Annotated in this window: 18 protein-coding genes and 1 tRNA gene; 13 read left to right on the top strand and 6 right to left on the bottom strand. The window is 62.2% G+C overall.

What is annotated here, in order from left to right; translation table 11 throughout:
* Window positions 1-3 precede the first annotated feature (3 nt).
* Window positions 4-594 carry a J domain-containing protein gene (locus tag AC2S2E_RS12135; protein WP_476103902.1) on the bottom strand — a complete coding sequence of 197 codons (591 nt, stop codon included), beginning with the start codon at window positions 592-594 and terminating at the stop codon, window positions 4-6.
* A 58-nt stretch (window positions 595-652) separates the two neighbouring features.
* Here AC2S2E_RS12135 and AC2S2E_RS12130 point away from each other — a divergent pair, with 58 nt between their 5' ends.
* From AC2S2E_RS12130 to AC2S2E_RS12095, 8 genes are all read left to right on the top strand, one after another.
* The gene (locus AC2S2E_RS12130; protein ID WP_476103904.1) at window positions 653-931 is read left to right on the top strand and encodes a BolA family protein; all 279 of its coding nucleotides are present in this window, start codon (window positions 653-655) and stop codon (window positions 929-931) included.
* Window positions 928-1374: an NUDIX hydrolase gene (locus tag AC2S2E_RS12125; RefSeq protein ID WP_486522512.1), complete on the top strand. Its 447-nt coding sequence runs from the start codon at window positions 928-930 to the stop codon at window positions 1372-1374. The genes AC2S2E_RS12130 and AC2S2E_RS12125 overlap by 4 nt, the downstream gene beginning before the upstream one ends.
* A 158-nt stretch (window positions 1375-1532) precedes the next feature.
* Window positions 1533-2195: an ATP phosphoribosyltransferase gene (hisG, locus tag AC2S2E_RS12120; protein WP_476103908.1), complete on the top strand. Its 663-nt coding sequence runs from the start codon at window positions 1533-1535 to the stop codon at window positions 2193-2195.
* Window positions 2192-3487: a histidinol dehydrogenase gene (gene hisD, locus AC2S2E_RS12115; RefSeq protein WP_486522511.1), complete on the top strand. Its 1296-nt coding sequence runs from the start codon at window positions 2192-2194 to the stop codon at window positions 3485-3487. Before hisG ends, hisD begins: the two co-directional genes overlap by 4 nt.
* 25 nt (window positions 3488-3512) lie before the next feature.
* Entirely contained in the window at window positions 3513-3962 is a 450-nt protein-coding gene (gene nusB, locus AC2S2E_RS12110; RefSeq protein WP_476103912.1) for a transcription antitermination factor NusB, read from the top strand.
* A 5-nt stretch (window positions 3963-3967) separates the two neighbouring features.
* On the top strand, window positions 3968-4840 hold the full coding sequence (gene thiL, locus AC2S2E_RS12105; RefSeq protein WP_486522510.1) for a thiamine-phosphate kinase: 873 nt from the start codon (window positions 3968-3970) through the stop codon (window positions 4838-4840).
* 161 nt (window positions 4841-5001) lie between these two features.
* The gene (locus AC2S2E_RS12100) at window positions 5002-7095 is read left to right on the top strand and encodes a sodium-translocating pyrophosphatase (protein WP_486522509.1); all 2094 of its coding nucleotides are present in this window, start codon (window positions 5002-5004) and stop codon (window positions 7093-7095) included.
* A gap of 128 nt (window positions 7096-7223) precedes the next feature.
* Window positions 7224-8447 (top strand): GNAT family N-acetyltransferase, encoded by a 1224-nt coding sequence (locus AC2S2E_RS12095; protein WP_486522508.1) that lies wholly within the window; start codon window positions 7224-7226, stop codon window positions 8445-8447.
* A gap of 7 nt (window positions 8448-8454) precedes the next feature.
* On the opposite strand, the gene uvrC is transcribed toward AC2S2E_RS12095, so the two are convergent.
* Both uvrC and AC2S2E_RS12085 read right to left on the bottom strand, forming a co-directional pair.
* Window positions 8455-10392 carry an excinuclease ABC subunit UvrC gene (gene uvrC / locus AC2S2E_RS12090; RefSeq protein WP_476103920.1) on the bottom strand — a complete coding sequence of 646 codons (1938 nt, stop codon included), beginning with the start codon at window positions 10390-10392 and terminating at the stop codon, window positions 8455-8457.
* Window positions 10393-10476: 84 nt separating this feature from the next.
* Window positions 10477-13026, bottom strand: a complete 2550-nt coding sequence (locus AC2S2E_RS12085; protein WP_486522507.1) for a TonB-dependent receptor — start codon at window positions 13024-13026, stop codon at window positions 10477-10479.
* Window positions 13027-13309: 283 nt separating this feature from the next.
* Between AC2S2E_RS12085 and infA the strand changes: the two genes are divergently transcribed.
* From infA to AC2S2E_RS12060, 5 genes are all read left to right on the top strand, one after another.
* Window positions 13310-13555, top strand: coding sequence for a translation initiation factor IF-1 (infA, locus tag AC2S2E_RS12080; RefSeq protein ID WP_168605162.1), 246 nt, complete (start codon window positions 13310-13312; stop codon window positions 13553-13555).
* A 3-nt stretch (window positions 13556-13558) separates the two neighbouring features.
* Complete coding sequence (locus tag AC2S2E_RS12075) at window positions 13559-14155, top strand: Maf family protein (protein WP_486522506.1); 597 nt, start codon at window positions 13559-13561, stop codon at window positions 14153-14155.
* Window positions 14156-14161: 6 nt separating this feature from the next.
* A complete protein-coding gene (locus tag AC2S2E_RS12070) occupies window positions 14162-15118 on the top strand; it encodes a ribonuclease (protein WP_486522505.1) in 957 nt (318 codons plus the stop codon).
* Entirely contained in the window at window positions 15115-15276 is a 162-nt protein-coding gene (gene yacG, locus AC2S2E_RS12065) for a DNA gyrase inhibitor YacG (protein ID WP_476103928.1), read from the top strand. Before AC2S2E_RS12070 ends, yacG begins: the two co-directional genes overlap by 4 nt.
* 116 nt (window positions 15277-15392) lie before the next feature.
* Window positions 15393-15468: transfer RNA gene (locus AC2S2E_RS12060), tRNA-Phe, on the top strand.
* On the opposite strand, the gene AC2S2E_RS12055 is transcribed toward AC2S2E_RS12060, so the two are convergent.
* The 3 genes from AC2S2E_RS12055 to AC2S2E_RS12045 all read right to left on the bottom strand — a co-directional run bounded on the left by AC2S2E_RS12055 (window position 15469) and on the right by AC2S2E_RS12045 (window position 18039).
* Window positions 15469-15738 (bottom strand): hypothetical protein, encoded by a 270-nt coding sequence (locus tag AC2S2E_RS12055; protein ID WP_486522504.1) that lies wholly within the window; start codon window positions 15736-15738, stop codon window positions 15469-15471.
* 127 nt (window positions 15739-15865) lie between these two features.
* Window positions 15866-17176 (bottom strand): spinster family MFS transporter, encoded by a 1311-nt coding sequence (locus AC2S2E_RS12050; RefSeq protein WP_486522503.1) that lies wholly within the window; start codon window positions 17174-17176, stop codon window positions 15866-15868.
* Window positions 17173-18039, bottom strand: a complete 867-nt coding sequence (locus AC2S2E_RS12045; protein WP_486522502.1) for a TauD/TfdA family dioxygenase — start codon at window positions 18037-18039, stop codon at window positions 17173-17175. Before AC2S2E_RS12045 ends, AC2S2E_RS12050 begins: the two co-directional genes overlap by 4 nt.
* Window positions 18040-18061: the final 22 nt, after the last annotated feature.

Below are 18061 nucleotides of genomic sequence, written 5' to 3'. Positions count from 1 at the left end.
GCGTCAGGCCATGCCGGGCAATTTGCGCAGCATCTGATAGGCCTCGACCACCTGTTGCAGCTTGGATTCGTGCCGCCGGTCGCCACCGTTGCGGTCCGGGTGATAACGGTGGAGAAGATCGGAATAGCGCACCCGCAATTCCCGCCGACTGGCATCGACGCCAAGCCCCATCGTGTCGAGGGCGCGCTTTTCATCAAGGCTGACCATGCGCCCGTCGGGCCATGCCATCGGGCGCATCGCCTCCTTGGCGCGGCGCGCACGTTGGCTGATCGCGTCCAACGGATCGGAAAAATCGGCCCAGCGCGGGGCCGAATCGATACCCGCCGTCGGGCGAAAGGCGCGGGCTTCCTGTTCCCAGCCGTGGATGGGCGATTGCGCGGCCCAGATTTCCTCCGGGCTCATCCCTTCGAAATAGTCATATCCGGCGTTGAAGGCGCGGATATGTTCAAGGCAAAACCACCGGAAATTGCCCGGCCCGTCAAAGCCGGAAGCCTTTGCGCCCGGTGCGCGGAATTCGCCTGCTTCGTTGCATCCGGGCCATTCGCATGCCCGATGGGAACCTTTTACCCTGCCGTGAAATCGATCCTGAACCATCTTTCTCCCTTGGCGAAATATGGGCTAGGAGAAAAGACCAAGCTTTTGAGGAAACCTTATGTCCGGCCCGCTCGCCCAGGAAATCACACAACGTCTTACGGCCGCTTTTGCTCCCGAACGGTTGGAGGTGATCAATGATTCGCATCATCACGCCGGTCATATGGGCGACGACAAATCGGGCGAATCGCATTTTACCGTTGTCATTCAGAGCGCCGCCTTTGCCGGGGTGAACCGCGTGATGCGCCAACGTCTGGTCAATCAGGCGCTGGGCGACATTCCGGGCCAGCGGGTCCACGCCTTGGCCATCAAGGCTTCGGCCCCCGGCGAGGGCGCATGACCACCCGCCGCATCCGCCGCGCCTCGCGCATATTGCTGCTCAATGGCGCGGGTGAATTGCTGCTGTTCCGCTTTACCCCCGACGACCGCGCCCCCTTCTGGTGCGCGCCGGGGGGCGAGGCCGAGGAGGGCGAAACCTATGACGAAGCCGCCACGCGTGAATTATGGGAAGAAACCGGCATTCGCGCCGATTGCGGCCCCGAAGTCGCCCGCGTAATCAGCGATTTCGTGACGCTGGCCGGTGAACCTGTGACGGGGGACGACCGCTATTACCTCCTCCGCATGGACAATCCGGTCATCGACACGGCTGGCCATACCGAAACCGAACAGGCCGTGATGCGCGAATATCGCTGGTTTGCGCATGGTGAGATCGCCGGTTGGCCCGAAACGATCTATCCCTATGACCTGACCGAAATGCTGGAGCGGGTATTGGCCAAGGCTTGACGATACCCGTTAACCCATGCGCCAAGGCCGCGCGCCGTTCTGATCGCAATGGCGCGCCAGTCCTTTCAAAGTCTCACGCACATGGACGATTTCCATGATCGGATTCTCTGTTGTCATGGCGGTTGCTCTGGGCTTCAATGCAAACTAATGCGGCGCGCATGTCTTTCTCGTCCAAACCGCTCACCTTTGCGATCCCCAAGGGGCGCATCCTCGATGAAGCTCTGCCGTTGATGGCGCGCGCTGGTGTCGTGCCCGAAGCGGAGTTCCATGACAAGAAGTCGCGCGCGCTGTCTTTTGCGGTCGAAGGATCGGACATGCGCCTGATCCGTGTGCGCGCTTTTGACGTGGCGACTTTCGTGGCGCATGGCGCGGCGCAGGCCGGGATCGTGGGATCGGATGTGGTCGAAGAATTCGCCTATCCCGACCTGTATGCGCCGGTGGATCTGAACATCGGCCATTGCCGTCTGTCGGTCGCCGAACCGGTTGACGCCGACGACACCGCCACGGCCAGCCACCTTCGCGTGGCCAGCAAATATCCACATCTGACGCGCAAGCATTATGAGGCCAAGGGCATTCAGGCCGAAGTGGTCAAGCTGAATGGCGCGATGGAACTGGCGCCGATGCTGGGTCTGTCGGGGCGGATCGTCGATCTGGTGTCGACGGGGCGGACGCTGAAAGAAAACGGTCTGCGCGAGACGGAAACGATCATGCAGATTTCGGCCCGTTTGATCGTCAACCGCGCCGCGCTGAAAACCGATCCGCGCGTGGGCGAGTTGGTCGAACAATTCCGCGCCATGGCGGCGCAGCAGGTTGAGGCATGATCAAGCTTTATTCCAAAGACCCCGGCTTTGCCGAGGCGTTTGAAAAGATCGTCGGCGACCGGCGCGAAAGCGATGCGGGCGTAACGCAGGTGGTGCTCTCGGTTCTGGCCGATGTGCGCGCGCGCGGCGATGTGGCTCTGGCCGAATATACCGCAAAGTTTGACAGCCACACGCTGGACACGCCCGATGACTGGTGCATCAGCGCGCGGGATTGCAAGGCGGCCTTTGATGCGCTGGACCCGACGCTGCGCGATGCGTTGGAAACGGCGGCCAAGCGGATTGCAGCCTATCACGCGGCGCAAAAGCCGGAAAATCGCGATTATGTCGATGAGACCGGCGTGCGTCTGGGCGCGGTATGGCGTCCGGTCGATGCGGCGGGGCTGTATGTGCCCGGCGGCCGCGCAGCCTATCCCTCCAGCCTGTTGATGAACGCGATTCCGGCCAAAGTTGCCGGAGTTGAGCGTCTGGTCGTCGTCACCCCCACCCCGCGCGGATCGGTCAACAACCTCGTTCTGGCCGCCGCGCATTTGGCGGGCGTCGATGAAATCTGGCGCGTGGGCGGGGCGCAGGCGATCGGCGCGCTGGCCTATGGCACGGATCGGATCAAGCCTGTCGATGTCATCGTCGGCCCCGGCAACGCCTATGTGGCCGAGGCCAAGCGCCAGCTTTACGGCGTGGTGGGCATCGACATGGTGGCCGGGCCGTCGGAAATTCTGGTGGTGGCCGATGGCAAGAATAATCCGGGATGGATCGCCGCCGACCTTCTGTCTCAGGCCGAACATGACCCGGTGGCGCAATCCATCCTGATCACCGATGACGCCGAATTTGCCGATGCGGTTATCGGCGCGGTCGAGGTTGAATTGCAGGCTCTGGCCACGCAGGCCACCGCGCGTCAGTCATGGGACGAATACGGCATCGTCATCGTCGTGGACGATCTGATGGGTGCAGCGCCCGCGCTTTCGAACCGTCTAGCGGCGGAACACATCGAAATCGCCATCGACGATCCCAACGCCATGTTCGCCCATATCCGCCACGCAGGCAGCGCCTTCCTTGGCCGCCATACGCCTGAAGCGATTGGCGATTATGTGGCCGGACCCAATCACGTTCTGCCCACCGGGCGCCGCGCGCGCTTTGCCAGCGGGCTTTCCGTGCTGGACTTTATGAAGCGGACCAGCTTCCTGCAACTTGACGAAGCCGCTCTGGCTGCTATCGGCCCCGCCGCTGTTGCCCTTGCCGATGCCGAAGGGCTGCCCGCCCATGGTCGCTCTGTTGCGATCCGGCTTGGTCAATAAATCGGGCCATATAAGGAATTCTTTGATGAGCAAAGCTCCCAAGTCCCAATCACGCTCGGTCGCCCGTCTCGGCGCGGTGCAGGCGCTGTATCAGCATGCGATGGAGGGCACCCCCCTGCCCACGCTGCTGGATGAATTCCACCGCCACCGTCTGGGCGCGGAAATCGAGGATATCCAGTTTGCCGATGCCGACCGCATCCATTTCGACGATGTGGTCAAGGGCGTCGTGGCGCGCGGAGAAGAAATCGATGCGCGCATTTCGGAAAAGCTGGCCGAAGGCTGGCGTCTGGACCGTCTGGACAAGACGATGGTGCAGATCCTGCGCGCGGGCACCTATGAATTGCTGGCCCGTGACGATGTTGCCGGGCCGACGGTCATCAACGAATATGTCGATGTCGCCCACGCCTTTTTCGACGAACGCGAAGCCAAGTTCGTCAACGGCGTTCTGGACGCCATTGCCCGCGCGGCACGCTGATCCGTTTGGCGGGAGAACTGGCCTTTATCGAGGCGCTGCGCGCGCTGGCCAGCGATCCCGCCGCACGCGGATTACGGGATGATTGCGCCGTCCTGCCCTTTGGCGGCGAAACGCTGATCCTGACCCATGACACGATGGTGGCGGGGGTCCATTTCCTGCCCGATCAGGATCCGGCCGATGTGGCGTGGAAACTGGTGGCCACCAATATATCCGACCTTGCGGCCAAAGGCGCCGCGCCAGTCGGGGTGCTGCTTTCCTATCAACTGAACGGCAACGAGGCGCGCTTTCTCGAAGGTCTGGCGCAGGCGCTTGCCGAATATGGCGTGCCCTTGCTGGGCGGCGATACGGTGGGCCACGCGGGGGCGCAGGTTCTGGGCCTGACCGCACTTGGCCGCGCCACTTGTTCGCCGGTGCCGGGACGCGATGGCGCAAGGGTTGGCGATGCGGTGTATCTGACCGGCCCCATTGGCGGCGCCATGATCGGGCTGGAGGCTTTGCGCGCAGGTCGCCCGGAAGCCGAAAGCCTTGCCTATCGCCGCCCGGTGGCGCGTCTTGCCGAAGGGCAGGCGCTGGCGCCTTTGGTCACGGCGATGATGGATGTCTCGGACGGATTGCTGCTCGACGCATCGCGCATGGCACGGGCCAGCGGGGTAACGATAGACCTTTGCGCCAATGCAATCCCGCTCGCTTGCCCCCCCGAACGCCGGGATGAGGCGATGCGTTGGGGCGATGATTATCAATTGCTGCTGACCGCGCCTGCCGATCTGGCTTTGTCGGTTCATCTGCACCGGATTGGCGTGGTTGTGCCGCAAGGCGATGCGCCCGTCATGATCGATGGCGCAGTCCCGTCCGGCCATTGGGGCTATCAGCACCAATAGAGTGCAAGTTGGGCCAATCCACCCGGCCAGTATCAAATCATTCTTGCACCCAATTTTCATAGTCCTATACCTATAAGACCATGGGCACTGTCTGACCAAACAAAGGCAGGTCCGGGGGAAATGCCGGATTTTCCGGCAGGACCGAAGCAGAGGGGAATGCTATGAACCTGGTGCTGATCGCCATGGGCCTGGGGGCCCTGGCCGTAATTTACGGTTACATCACAAGCAGACAAGTTTTGGGCGCGAGCGCAGGTTCGCCCCGGATGCAGGAAATTGCCGCCGCCATTCAGGAAGGGGCGCAAGCCTATCTCAAGCGGCAATATACCACGATTGCGATTGTCGGCGTCGTTGCGGCGATCATCATCGCGGCCAGCCTTGGCACGATTGCCGCGACGGGCTTTGTTCTGGGCGCGGTTCTGTCGGGGGCGGCCGGTTTTATCGGCATGAATGTATCGGTACGATCCAACGTACGGACGGCGGCAGCGGCTCAACAGGGGCTTCAGGCGGGGCTGACGCTGGCATTCCGCGCCGGGGCCATTACGGGCATGTTGGTGGCGGGGCTGGCGCTTTTGGCGATTGCCGGGTTCTTTTGGTATTTGACGGGGACGGCGGGTTTTGCGCCCAATGACCGGACGGTGGTGACGGGTCTTACGGCGCTGGCTCTGGGCGCATCGCTGGTGTCGATTTTTGCACGGCTTGGCGGCGGCATTTTCACCAAGGCCGCCGACGTTGGCGCCGATCTGGTCGGCAAGGTCGAGGCGGGCATCCCCGAGGATGACCCACGCAACCCTGCGGTGATCGCCGACAATGTGGGCGACAATGTCGGTGACTGTGCCGGGATGGCGGCTGACCTTTTCGAAACCTATGTGGTTACGGTGGGCGCAACCATGGTTCTGACGGCGCTGCTGGTCAAAGGCACCGACAACCTGATGGCTTTGATGAGCCTGCCCCTGCTGATCGGCGGGGTTTGCATCGTCACCTCGATCATCGGCACCTATTTCGTCAAATTGGGAGGCAGCAACAATATCATGGGCGCAATGTACAAGGGGTTCCTTGTCACCGCCTTGCTCTCGATCCCGGCGATTGGCTGGGCGATCCATACCGCGGTGGGGGACTTCGGAACGCCGATTGACGCCAGCGGTTTGACGGGAGGCGCATTGTTCCATTGTTCGCTGCTGGGGCTGGTTATCACGGGCCTGATCATCTGGATCACCGAATATTACACCGGCACGTCCTATCGCCCGGTCAGATCCATCGCCAAGGCATCCGTGACCGGCCACGGCACTAACGTCATTCAAGGCCTTGCCATCAGCCTTGAAGCCACCGCCCTGCCTACGCTGGTGATCGTGGCGGGCATTATTCTGGCGCATCAATGGGCCGGGCTGATCGGCATCGCCTATGCGGCGACGGCCATGCTGGCGCTGGCGGGCATGGTGGTGGCGCTCGACGCCTATGGGCCGGTGACGGACAATGCGGGCGGGATTGCCGAAATGGCCGATATGGAGGCATCCGTGCGCGAAAGGACCGACGCTCTGGACGCGGTCGGCAATACGACCAAGGCGGTGACCAAGGGTTATGCCATAGGTTCGGCGGGGCTGGCCGCGCTGGTGCTGTTTGCGGCCTATACGACGGATTTGCGTGAATTCTTCCCCGCGCTGACCGTCAATTTCAGCCTTGAAAACCCCTATGTCATTGTCGGGCTGCTGCTGGGGGCCTTGCTGCCCTATCTGTTTGGGGCGATGGGCATGACGGCGGTGGGGCGCGCGGCGGGCGATGTCGTGGTTGATGTGCGCGAACAGTTCCGCGACAACCCCGGCATCATGGCGGGCACATCGCGGCCTGATTATGCCCGCACGGTCGATCTGGTCACCAAGGCGGCGATCAAGGAAATGATCGTGCCCAGCCTGTTGCCCGTTCTGGCGCCGATATTGGTCTATTTCATCATTACGATGGTCGCGGGTCAGGAGAATGGCTTTGCGGCCCTTGGCGCGCTGTTGCTGGGCGTGATCGTGGGGGGACTGTTCGTTGCTCTCTCCATGACCAGCGGCGGCGGGGCATGGGACAATGCCAAGAAATACATCGAAGACGGCCATTACGGCGGCAAGGGTTCCGACGCACACAAGGCCGCCGTCACCGGCGATACGGTGGGCGATCCGTACAAGGATACCGCTGGCCCGGCGGTCAATCCGATGATCAAGATCACCAATATTGTCGCGCTGCTGCTTCTGGCGGCCTTGGCGGGGCATGTTGGGTGATGCACTTCGCCCCTCTGCCGCGATGACAGGGGGGCGAATTTTCACCTGCTTATTCATACTTCCTTTGCGGCTTTGCCCTTAACCTTTGACCCGCGTGGCATTCCGACCGCCGCGCTCAAGAGGTAACTTTGGCCAGCCAGCCCCAATTTTCTGTTCCCGCCCATGCGCGCACCATTCCGGAATATGTCGATCCGGCGGTGCGGACGCCTGAGCCTTTCGCCCCCGCGCCGCGCCCGGACATGCCCATCCCGTCGGGCCGTGTCCAATTGCTCGATTGGCGCGAAATGGAGGGTATGGCGGCGACGCTTGGCTGGGACGCATTGGCCATGTGGGCCAGCGAACCCAATCCGTTTTATGAAAGCTGGTATCTCCTGCCGGCGCTGCGCGGATTGGACCCCAAGGGCAAGGTCAAAATCCTGCGTTTTGAAATGGGCGGCGATCTGGCCGGGATCATGCCCATTGTCGCGCAAAGCCGTTATTACACGCGGCCCATCCCGCATTGGGCCAGTTGGTCACATCCCAATGGCTTTCTTGGCGCGCCTTTGGTGGCGCGCGGGTTGGAGCGGGCTTTTTGGCGCGCGGTGCTTGAATGGGCCGATGCGCAGGGCGGGCTTGGTCTGTTTCTGCATTTGGGCGAATTGCCGCTGTCGGGGCCGGTGGCCGATGCGTTGCGCGACGTTTTGGCCGAACAATCCCGCAATGCCGCCGTTGTGTCGCGTAAGAACCATGTGATGCTGCAAAGCGATCTTTCACCCGAAGACTATTTCGAAGCCAGCGTTTCGGGCAAGAAGCGCAAAGAATACAGGCGTCAGGCCAACCGATTGAGTGAATTGGGCAAGGTCGAATTCATCCGCCATGAGGACGAGGATGATCTGTCGCAATGGAGCGAGGATTTCCTCGCGCTGGAACGCGCAGGGTGGAAGGGGGAGGCAGGTTCCGCCCTCGCCTGTCTGCCCGAAACCGAGGCATTATGGCGCGATGCCCTGCGCGGGGCGGCGGCGCGGGGGCGGTTGGAACGGCTGTCCATGACGCTGGATGGGCGGCCCATCGCCATGCTGGCCACATTCATCACCAAGCCCGGCGCCTTCATGTTCAAGACCGCCTATGATGAAAGCCTGAGCGCCTATTCCCCCGGCGTTTTGCTGCAACGGGAAAATCTGGCCATGTTGCAGACGCCCGGATTGGGCTGGGTCGACAGCTGCGCCGATGACACACATCCGATGATCACCCACCTGTGGCGCGAGAGGCGACCCGTCGGGCGGGTGTCGATCGAGATCGGCGGCCTACTGCGCCGCAGCCTGTTTGGCATGATGGCGCGGAGGGAATTGGACGGGCGGAGCTTTGGCCTGTAACGCCCGCCTATCCCCCCGGATGATAGAAATCATAGACCGTCCGCGCCACCGCCTCTGACACTCCGGGCGTTCGCGCCAAATCCTCCAGCGAGGCGGCGCGAACCCGACTGGCCGTGCCGAAATGCAGCAACAGAGCGCGTTTGCGGGCCGGACCGATGCCGGGGATTTCATCCAGCGGACTGGCCGTAATCGCCCGGCTGCGCTTTTCACGATGCGCGCCGATAACGAAGCGGTGCACCTCATCGCGCATGCGTTGCAGATGGAACAGGACCGGCGAATTGACCGGCAGCATTTTCTCGCGCCCATCGGGGAAATGGAACACCTCGCGCCCGTCGCGGCCATGGTGCGGCCCCTTCGCAATGGCGATCAGCGGCACATCCTCGACGCCCAGTTCTTCGAGCGCAGCCTTGACCGCGCTCATCTGCCCCTTGCCCCCGTCGATCAAAACGCAATCGGGCCATTGGCCTTTGTCGCGATCAGGGTCTTCCTCCATCGCGCGGCCAAAGCGACGGGTCATCACCTCGCGCATCATGGCAAAGTCGTCGTTGGTCTGGGCCTCGCGGATGTTCCATTTGCGGTACTGGTTTTTCAAGAAACCCTCCGGCCCCGCACAGATCATCGCGCCAAGGGCGTGCTGGCCCTGAATATGGCTGTTGTCGTAAACCTCAATCCGCGCCGGTTCGTCCAGTTCAAGGAAATCGGCCATCTCGCGCCAGACTTTTGCCTTGCTGCCGCTTTCGGCCATGCGGCGGTCCAGCGCCTCGACGGCATTGCGCTGCGCCTGTTCCAGCAGGCGTTTGCGATCCCCGCGTTGGGGCGTGGAAATCTCCACCTTGCCCCCTGCGGCCTCTTTCAACGCCTCGGCCAGTAGGTCAGTTTCGGGCAAAGCGCGATCGATCAGGATGACGCGGGGCGGCGGCACTTCTTCATAGAATTGCGCCATAAAGCTTTGCAGCACCTCGCCCATTTCCATGCCTTCGGTACGGGCCGGGAAAAAGGCACGGTGGCCCCAATTCTGACCGCCGCGGATAAAAAAGGCCTGAATGGCGATTTGCCCCGCCTTTTCCGCGCAGGCAAAGATGTCGGCATTGGGAAGGCCCTCGGCATGGAGCGCCTGTGATCCTTGGATAAAGGTCGCCGCACGCAGACGGTCGCGCAACATGGCGGCGCGTTCGAAATCGAGATCCTCGGCCGCCGCGCTCATCTGGGCCTCGATTTCGCGCTGAACCGCATTGCTCTTGCCGCCAAGGAAGTCCTTGGCCTGACGCACCAGTTCGCCGTAATCCTCCTTGCTGATCCGGTCGACACAAGGGGCGCTGCACCGCTTGATCTGATAGAGCAGGCAGGGCCGGTCGCGCCGCGAAAAGAAGGAATCCGTGCAGGAGCGCAGCAGAAACAGTTTCTGCAACGCGTTGATCGTCGTGTTGACCGAACCGGCGCTGGCAAATGGGCCGTAGTAATTGCCCGGCGCCCGCCGTGCCCCGCGATGTTTGGTGATCCGCGCAAAATCATGATCGGTGCGCAACAAAATAAACGGAAAGCTCTTATCGTCCCGCAGCAGCACATTGTAGGGCGGGCGAAACCGTTTGATCAACTGCGCTTCCAGCAGGAGAGCCTCGGCCTCGCTGTTGGTGGTGACGATGGTCATGCTGCGCGTTTGCGACACCATGCGTTGCAGGCGCAGAGGCAGGCGGTCCACCTGCGTATAATTGGCCACGCGATTGCGCAAAGCCCGCGCCTTGCCGACATACAGCACATCGCCGCGCGCATCCTGCATCCGGTACACGCCGGGCCGCACCGGCAAAGTGGCCAGCACCTCGCGGATCGCCGCCACGCCGGCGTCCAGATCGGGCCTTTCGCCCGTTCCACGGATCAGACTGGTTGCCTTATCCTCGTGAAAGCGGTCGGCCGCGCGGTCGGGGGGATTGTTCGCATCATCAACCATCCCGCCCAGATAGGACCATCAAAGCAAAAAGGGGAGAGGCAGACCCCGCCTCTCCCCCAGCTTTTGCCCAATTCTCAAAACCCATCAGAACATCTTGCGGAATTCGATTTCTACAACGCGGCCCTGCGGGTCCACATACAGCGGTTGATAGGACAGCGGCGTGTTGCCTGCATTGTCCGTCACACGCTGGCGCTGGTTAAAGATGTTCTTGGCGCCGATGCTGAAACGCGCGTCCTTGAAGAAAGGATGATCGCGCACCAGACGCTTCTGCTGGCCAAGGTCAAAGAACAACCGCGTGTTCAGTTTGAACAGCGCGCCAAAGCGCAGATCGGTCGAACCGGGCGCCCCGCTGCCGTTGACATGCGTTGGCGCGGTCCACGTGCCATTCATGCGCAGGCCGATGCCCTTGAAGAAGAACCCGCCCTCACCTTCGAGCGAATGGCGCGCCGTGCCCCCGCCCGACAAGGCATCGCCGCCCAGCAGGTCAAGCAAAGGACCGCTGGCCGCGACCTGAACCCGGTTTACGAAATTGACCGTGTGATAAAACGAGAGGTTCCAACGGCCTTCGTACCGGCCACCGCGACCGCCACGTCCACCACCGGGAGGGCCACCGGGACCACCCGGACCGCCACCGGGCGGAGGGCCACTCATCCCGCCACCGGGGGGCGGACCACCTGCACCACCAGGGCCGCCACCGGGGGGCGGGCCACCCATGAACCCCATAGGTCCGCGTCCCTGCGTCTTGATTTCCTTGCCCAGATTGCCACCGATGTTGAAACCCCAGCGCACATGCTCATCGCGCGTTTCGGCCAACGTGATGGCGCGCCGGTCGATCGAAGTGATCAGGCCCGTCGTCACATCGCGCGTCACACGCCCCGGAAAGGCGCCTTCGATCGCGGTCGTCAAGGTGGTCGGGAAAGCATTGGTGACATTGGAGGAACGGTTGTTGAAATATTCAACCACCAGATTGGATGCGCCCTTCAAAATCGGCGGGGTCCAATTCAGCCCCAGCTTGATATCGTTGCGATGTTCCTTGAACAGCGCCGAATTGCCGCCGGTGATAACCGTGGCCAGCACGGTCTGGCTTTTCACAAAGTCATAGACCGATACGTTATAGGTCGCGACCATCGGAGAGCCAAGATTGGCCAAAGAAGGCGCAGCCTCATCATACATATAGCTCGCCTGAAAACCCAGCTTGTCGGTCAGGTTCCACGTCAGGCCCGCGCTCATGTCCACCAGATTGCCGAAATCGGACAGGTGATCAGCCGATGCCGACAGGTTGAGCGTGATATCGCCCAATGCCTCGCCCACATGTTCGCGGCGGCTGGTCAGAGGGATGCCCAGATTGACGCCCAGCGACGCATCGCCGCGCTTCAGATTGGACGAAGCGCTCAACGCGCTGGTGCTGCTGGCGGCCAGAGCGGTGTAGTTAAAGCCACCCTTGACCGTCACGGCCATCTTGCCCGCAGGCAGCGTAACCGGACGCCCGCTGAGCGTCACCAGCGTCGTGACCGTGTCGGTCTTGCTCAAGGCCGTGGTAAAGCCGCCGCCGGGCGAAGTTCCGCCGGCAAGGGCAGCGGCCAGTATGGCGCTGTCCGTGACGCGGTTGGCGGTGGTAACGGTGGTGTCGACGTGGCTGATATCGGCGGTGGCCGACAGGTTCCAATCCAGCAGGCGCTTGTTCACCCCCGCCCCGGCCGAGAACGTATCGGTCAACGTCCGCCGTGTCAGCGCCCCGTCAAAGGTGCGCAGGACATCGCTCGACGGCGAATAGCTGTTCAACCCGACCAGCCCCGTCACATCCGCACGCGAGGCCAGCGCGTTGAACGTCATATTGCCGCCCATGCCGTCCTTGCCAATCGGCACGGTATAGGTGCCGTTGATCGAATAATCCTTGGTATTGGAAATAACGGTGCGGTTGTCGGCCGGTTGCGGATCGCCCGCAACAGTGGGGGTCGAACCACTGGCCTGCATGATCTTTGCCTGCGCCTCGGTCACGGGATTGGTCTTGTCCGCCTTGACCGTCAGGTTCATGCGCTTGCCTTTGTCGATCTTGAGGATCGAGGCCATGCCCTTGACCGTGTTGGCGCCGATGCTGTCGGAAATCGCGTCTTCGATTTCGGCGGTGCGGGCCTTGAAATGGTCCTTGAGGATGATGTTCACCACCCGTTGATCCGCGCTGTAACCATATCGCAGCGCGACTTCTTCGGGCAGAACTTCGACCCGGCGGATCGATTCCGGCGGGTAATTCATCATTTCGCGGAAATTGGTGATCCGCTGTCCATTGACCAGAATGACCGGCCCGCCGGACCCGCGCCCACGGCCCGAACCCGTTTGCGGCGAGATCGCGGTGATCAGATCGTCCACCGTCGTCGCGCCATAGGCGGCAATGTCTTCTTCATCGAACACGGCAATCGGGGGCTGGGGCGCTTCGACCTGCCCCTTGATGCGGTCGGCGATGACGACGATCTCGCGGTTTTTGGGTGTTCCGGCGCTGCTGCTTGTCGCGGCGTCGTCGGACGCGCCCTCGCTGGCGGCGGCGTCCACGGAGGGGCTGTCGGCCACGGCGGCCAAAGGCGCAGCCTCTGCGCCCACAGATGACGTCTGGGCCATCACCGACCCTGTGGACGCCATCACCCACACCAGTGACACCGGGACAAAGGCAAATTTGCGCAAAACTGGATACTCCCTGAGACAGCCCATTATGATCCCGCAGGCTGACAGGGCTATGCGGATGCCGTTTGATCCGGCCATTCGCAAGTGCGGCATGGTAACATATTGTCGCACTCCCGCTACATTTTTGCCGATCTATTTCCGGTGTTGGCCAAGAGTTGCGCGACTTGGGCTTTCCTTTTCCTGCATCTGAGTCTATGGCGCGCCCCAATCTCCCCTTTTATCAGAGAACCGAAGTTTACGGATGGCGAAAGAAGAACTGCTCGAAATGCGCGGCCAGGTGGTCGAACTTCTGCCCAACGCGATGTTCCGCGTGCGGCTGGAGAATGATCACGAGATCCTCGGTCACACCGCCGGCAAGATGCGCAAGAACCGCATCCGCGTTCTGGTGGGCGACGAGGTGCTGGTCGAGCTGACCCCTTACGACCTGACCAAGGGTCGCATCACCTATCGCTTTATGCCCGGTCGCGGTGGCCCCGGCTCGTACTAAGCCATGGTCATGACTGATCAGGCTGGCAAACCTATGCTGGTGCTGGCCTCTTCCTCGCCCCGGCGGCGGGATCTTTTGGCGCGTCTGGGCGTGGTGCCCGACAGGATCGCCAGCCCCGACATCGACGAAACCCCGTTAAAGGGCGAATTGCCACGCGCCTATGCCCGCCGCCTTGCGGTGGAAAAGGCGCGTGCGGTAGATCGGGCACCGGGCGAAATCGTGATCGCGGGCGATACGTCCGTGGCGCTGGGTCGCCGTGTCCTGCCCCCTGCCGATACGGTGGAATTGCAGCATGAGATGTTGTGCGCAATTTCCGGGCGGCGGCAATTGTGCATCTCTTCGGTCTGCGTGATCGACGCCATTGGGCGCGAACGCGTGAAGCAGGTTGAGACGATCGTCATTTTCAAAAACCTGACCGATCAGGAAATCGAGGCCTATATCGCCAGCGGCGAAGGTCTGGGCAAGGCCGGTGGTTATGCCATTCAGGGCCGCGCCGAGGCGCTGATCCGGCGTTTGTCGGGCAGCCATTCGGGCGTGATCGGCCTGCCCCTTTACGAAACGCGGGCGCTGTTGCGTGCGGCCGCCTATCCTCTGGATTAAACCCCTATGTGGCTGATCGAGCAAGGCATCGGCGAGGATCGCGCGGTGCTGCTCGATGGCTCGGAAGTGGTTGCGGCCAAGATCGACTGGCCCGGACGCGCCGCGCCTGGACAGGTGGAGGAGGCCGTGCTGATCCGCCGCGCCGGTGGATCGCGCCGCGGCGTCCTGCGCCTGAACAGCGGCGAGGAAGCATTGGTCGACCGCCTGCCGCGTGAGGCGAGCGAGGGCGCCCCGATCCGCGTCGAAATCACCCGCAGCGCCATGGCCGAGACAGGCCGCTACAAACTGGCCCATTCACGCCCCAGTGACGCGCCCCTGCGCCCTGCGCCGCGCTTGGCCGAAGCGCTGCCCGATGCGCAGGTGGTTCGCCAATTCCCCACCGGCGTGTGGGAAGATGTATGGGCCGAGGCATGGAGTGGGAGCGTGGACTTTACCGGCGGCTCGCTGGTGCTTTCGCCTACGCCCGCAATGACAGTCATTGACGTTGACGGCCCCCTGCCCCCGCCTGCGCTGGCCGTGGCGGCGGCGGAGGCTGTGGCGGCGACTATATTGCGGCTGGACCTGAGTGGGTCGCTGGGCATCGATTTCCCCACTCTGGAGGCCAAGGCCGAACGACAAGCCGTGGATGCCGCCCTGACGCAGGGGCTGGAAGGCTGGACGCATGAGCGCACCGCCATGAACGGCTTTGGCTTTGTGCAGATTGTCGCGCGGATGGAGCGGCCTTCTTTGCTGTCGCGCCTGACCCATGCGCAGGTCGGTGCGGCGGCCCGTTTGCTGCTGCGGCGTGCCGAACGCATTCAGGAGGCCGGTGTGCTGTTGCTGCGCGCCCATCCACAGGTGATCGCCGCCATCACACCCGCATGGCGCAATGAATTGGCGCAGCGCAGCGGACGTCGGCTGGAATTTCAGGAGGATGCGGGTCTTGCCCTTGATGGCGGATTCGCGCAGGCGGTGACATCATGATGCAACAAAATCGCAAATGCCCAGTCTGCGGCAAGCCCCGCAGCGAATCACACAAACCCTTTTGTTCGACCCGTTGCAGGGATCGTGACCTGTTGCAGTGGCTTTCGGATGGCTATGCCCTGCCCGGAAACCCCGCAAATGCTGACGATGAGAAATAAGTTTTAACGGAAGTGTTTTTTTGGCTTGCAAAGACCGATCCGGTTAGCCATAGGCCCCTCCACCGGCGGCGAGGTGGTGACAACAACCTCTTACGGAAACGGTAAAAATTGGTAATGCCTGGGTAGCTCAGTTGGTAGAGCACGTGACTGAAAATCACGGTGTCGGCGGTTCGATCCCGTCCCCAGGCACCATTATCTCCTTGTAAAGAAAATGAGAAAACAGCCGGTCGCTTCGATCGGCTTTTTTGTTTTGCCGGGCGGCGCTTCAACCCTTATTGCGCGCCCTGAAATGCGGTGCGGCATCAGGCCGCCTGCATAGTAACTCCATCCGTTTCGAATATTCCGATTTGGCGAAACGGCTGTGATTATCTGATCCTGAAGAATTCCAAGCCCCGCCCCCATGCCCGCGCGAATCATAGCGGGACGCCGAAACGAAAATTCGGAATCCATTTTCAGGATCATCGATGGATCATACGAGGGCGGTCAAAACCCACCGACAGGCCGGGAAATTTTCAGAATTGTCGGAACTGCCTTCAACCCAAACCCTCGAACCTCATCCAATCGGCGCAATGGCCACCATGGCCAGAGTTCAGGCCGCCTCCACCTGTCCATGCGGCAGAAAGGCGGCGCGCAAAAAGCACAAGCCCGACAGAACCGGTGTCACCGCGATGATCAGCATCGAGTAGCGCACCGCAAAGGGTCCATATTCATCAGCAAGCCTGTCGTTGAGCAGGCCCACCGCACTTGGCCCCACAACATTGCCCAGAAAACTGGCCCCGAACAAGATCACTGAAATGGCCAGCGCGCGCTGCCCCGGCCGCACGACATTCATCGTTGCGGCATAGATCGGCCCCTGATGGATCAGCGAGAGAAAGCTGGTGGCAACAAAGCCTGACAGCCATAGGCCGCGAGCATCGCCCAGCAGAAACAACGCCTCGGCAGGCCCGGCCAGAATGCAGGCAATGGCCGGAATGGCCAAGCGCCAAACGTCACGATGGGCCGGCAGCCGATCAATCAGGAAACCTCCGGCCAACACGCCCGCCGCGCCGACAAAGCCGCGTACCGGGCCGACGGTGCCGGCCACCTCGGCCAGACTCATGTGATGCACGCGCGCAAAAAACGTGGGCGTCCACGCCCCCGCCGCCCAGACATTGGCCCCCATCAGCGTTACACCCAGAAATACCCAAACAAACCAGCGGTTGCGAAACAGCTCGGCCACATCGCGCAAGATCGCCCCGCCCATCACCGCGCCACCTTGCGGACGGGACGCTTCGACCGCGTGGCTCAGTCGCACAGGCTCGCGCACCGTCGTGATAAATAGCAAGGCCACCAGCAGGCCCGGCGCACCCATGGCCAGAAACATCGCCCGCCAGCCATAATGCTGCGCCACCCAACCGGCGATAGGAAAGAAGATGATGAAGGCCAGCGAATTGGCGGTGCCGAATATGGCCATGGCCAGCGGACGACGACGGGGAGGAACAAGATCGGCAATGATCGAATTGGACGGCGGCATGGCGCAGGCCTCACCCGCGCCCATCAGGAAACGCGCCATGGCCAATTGCCAGACCGAACCCACAAAGCCGGTCAGAGCCGTCATCAGGCTCCAGAACGCAAGCCCAAAGGTGATGATGTTGCGCCGGTTATAGCGGTCGGCCAGCCATGCGATCGGCACACCCAACACCGAATAGAGCAGGACGAAAGCGATCCCGGTCACCAAACCAAGCACGGTGTCGGAGGCCCCGAACTCGCGCTTGACCAAAGGCAGCGCCAGCCCTAGCAGCGACCGGTCGAGGTAATTGAAAACCGCGATCAGGGTGAGCAATGCCAGCGGCCAGCTCGCTTTCCATGGCCATCGATTGTCTTGCGGCGCAGTATGAACCGTGGCGGCGGCTTCGTTCATGGCGTTGCACTCTCCCATTGTCTTGTTATTCGATGATCTTCATCTATCCGCAGCCCCAGTTCAAGCAGCGCAGGATCCGCGCGCGGGGGCAGCGCGGAACGTATCCACAGGCGAAAAAGCAGGCGGGAGTGACCGGCACGATCGGTAAAGGGCGTGCGGCCATGCAACCAGCTCCAATTGTGCCAAAACAACATGTCGCCCGGCATCAGGGCGAACCTTGCCTGCCCCGCCATTCGTGCCGTCAGCCGGTCGAACGCGTTGATCACCGGGGGTGCCTCCTCACCTTGTTCCAGCGCGCCCCGTCGCAGGAAATAGCCATTATAGGCCAACTGTGGCCCGCATTCGGCATCCGTGGGCAACAGCAGGATCGGCACCTTTGGCCGCGCCTTGCCCGACGATTGCAGGGCCGGATTGCCGCCCCAATGATAGGGACAGGTCAATTCTGGCAACAGCGACGGTGTTTCCTGCCTGACCGCCCGGCAAACATCCCGCGCCGAGAGCAACAGGCTTTCTCCGCCCGAAGCAGCGGCCCGATAACAGGCCAGCGCCAATATGTCGTGAAGATCAGTATGAGGGCGCAATTCCGCATCAGAATAGGTGCCACGCCGGGCGGGATCATCCGGTCTTTGCTCGACGCGGGCCACGCGCTCGCCCTGTGGCGACTGTATCGCCAATGTGCCCAGCCAATTACCCAGCCGGGCAAAAGTGGCCGCAAAACCGGTTTCGCCCAACATATCAGGCTCCAGCCCGCGCAGCAGGATCGCCCGCGGACCGCGCGCGAAATTGGCCGTCATATCATCGCGCAGATCGGCCAGCGCGTCCTCCCGCCCATCCAGCAAAGCCTGCACCTCCCCGGTGGTCAATGGTCGGATGGGCGGGCGCTCC

The organism is Novosphingobium sp. 550D (assembly GCF_057401885.1).
The sequence above is the reverse complement of the archived record's forward strand: the minus strand, read 5'-3'. Positions and strand labels throughout refer to the sequence as shown.

Coding starts and splice junctions, on each gene's coding strand:
- AC2S2E_RS12055 (WP_486522504.1), bottom strand. CDS start 15,738: ATGATCCTGAAAATGGATTCCGAATTTTCGTTTCGGCGTCCCGCTATG.
- AC2S2E_RS12050 (WP_486522503.1), bottom strand. CDS start 17,176: ATGAACGAAGCCGCCGCCACGGTTCATACTGCGCCGCAAGACAATCGA.
- hisD (WP_486522511.1), top strand. CDS start 2,192: ATGATCAAGCTTTATTCCAAAGACCCCGGCTTTGCCGAGGCGTTTGAA.
- AC2S2E_RS12135 (WP_476103902.1), bottom strand. CDS start 594: ATGGTTCAGGATCGATTTCACGGCAGGGTAAAAGGTTCCCATCGGGCA.
- AC2S2E_RS12070 (WP_486522505.1), top strand. CDS start 14,162: ATGTGGCTGATCGAGCAAGGCATCGGCGAGGATCGCGCGGTGCTGCTC.
- nusB (WP_476103912.1), top strand. CDS start 3,513: ATGAGCAAAGCTCCCAAGTCCCAATCACGCTCGGTCGCCCGTCTCGGC.
- yacG (WP_476103928.1), top strand. CDS start 15,115: ATGATGCAACAAAATCGCAAATGCCCAGTCTGCGGCAAGCCCCGCAGC.
- AC2S2E_RS12100 (WP_486522509.1), top strand. CDS start 5,002: ATGAACCTGGTGCTGATCGCCATGGGCCTGGGGGCCCTGGCCGTAATT.
- AC2S2E_RS12085 (WP_486522507.1), bottom strand. CDS start 13,026: ATGGCGTCCACAGGGTCGGTGATGGCCCAGACGTCATCTGTGGGCGCA.
- AC2S2E_RS12130 (WP_476103904.1), top strand. CDS start 653: ATGTCCGGCCCGCTCGCCCAGGAAATCACACAACGTCTTACGGCCGCT.
- AC2S2E_RS12125 (WP_486522512.1), top strand. CDS start 928: ATGACCACCCGCCGCATCCGCCGCGCCTCGCGCATATTGCTGCTCAAT.
- hisG (WP_476103908.1), top strand. CDS start 1,533: ATGTCTTTCTCGTCCAAACCGCTCACCTTTGCGATCCCCAAGGGGCGC.
- infA (WP_168605162.1), top strand. CDS start 13,310: ATGGCGAAAGAAGAACTGCTCGAAATGCGCGGCCAGGTGGTCGAACTT.
- uvrC (WP_476103920.1), bottom strand. CDS start 10,392: ATGGTTGATGATGCGAACAATCCCCCCGACCGCGCGGCCGACCGCTTT.
- AC2S2E_RS12075 (WP_486522506.1), top strand. CDS start 13,559: ATGGTCATGACTGATCAGGCTGGCAAACCTATGCTGGTGCTGGCCTCT.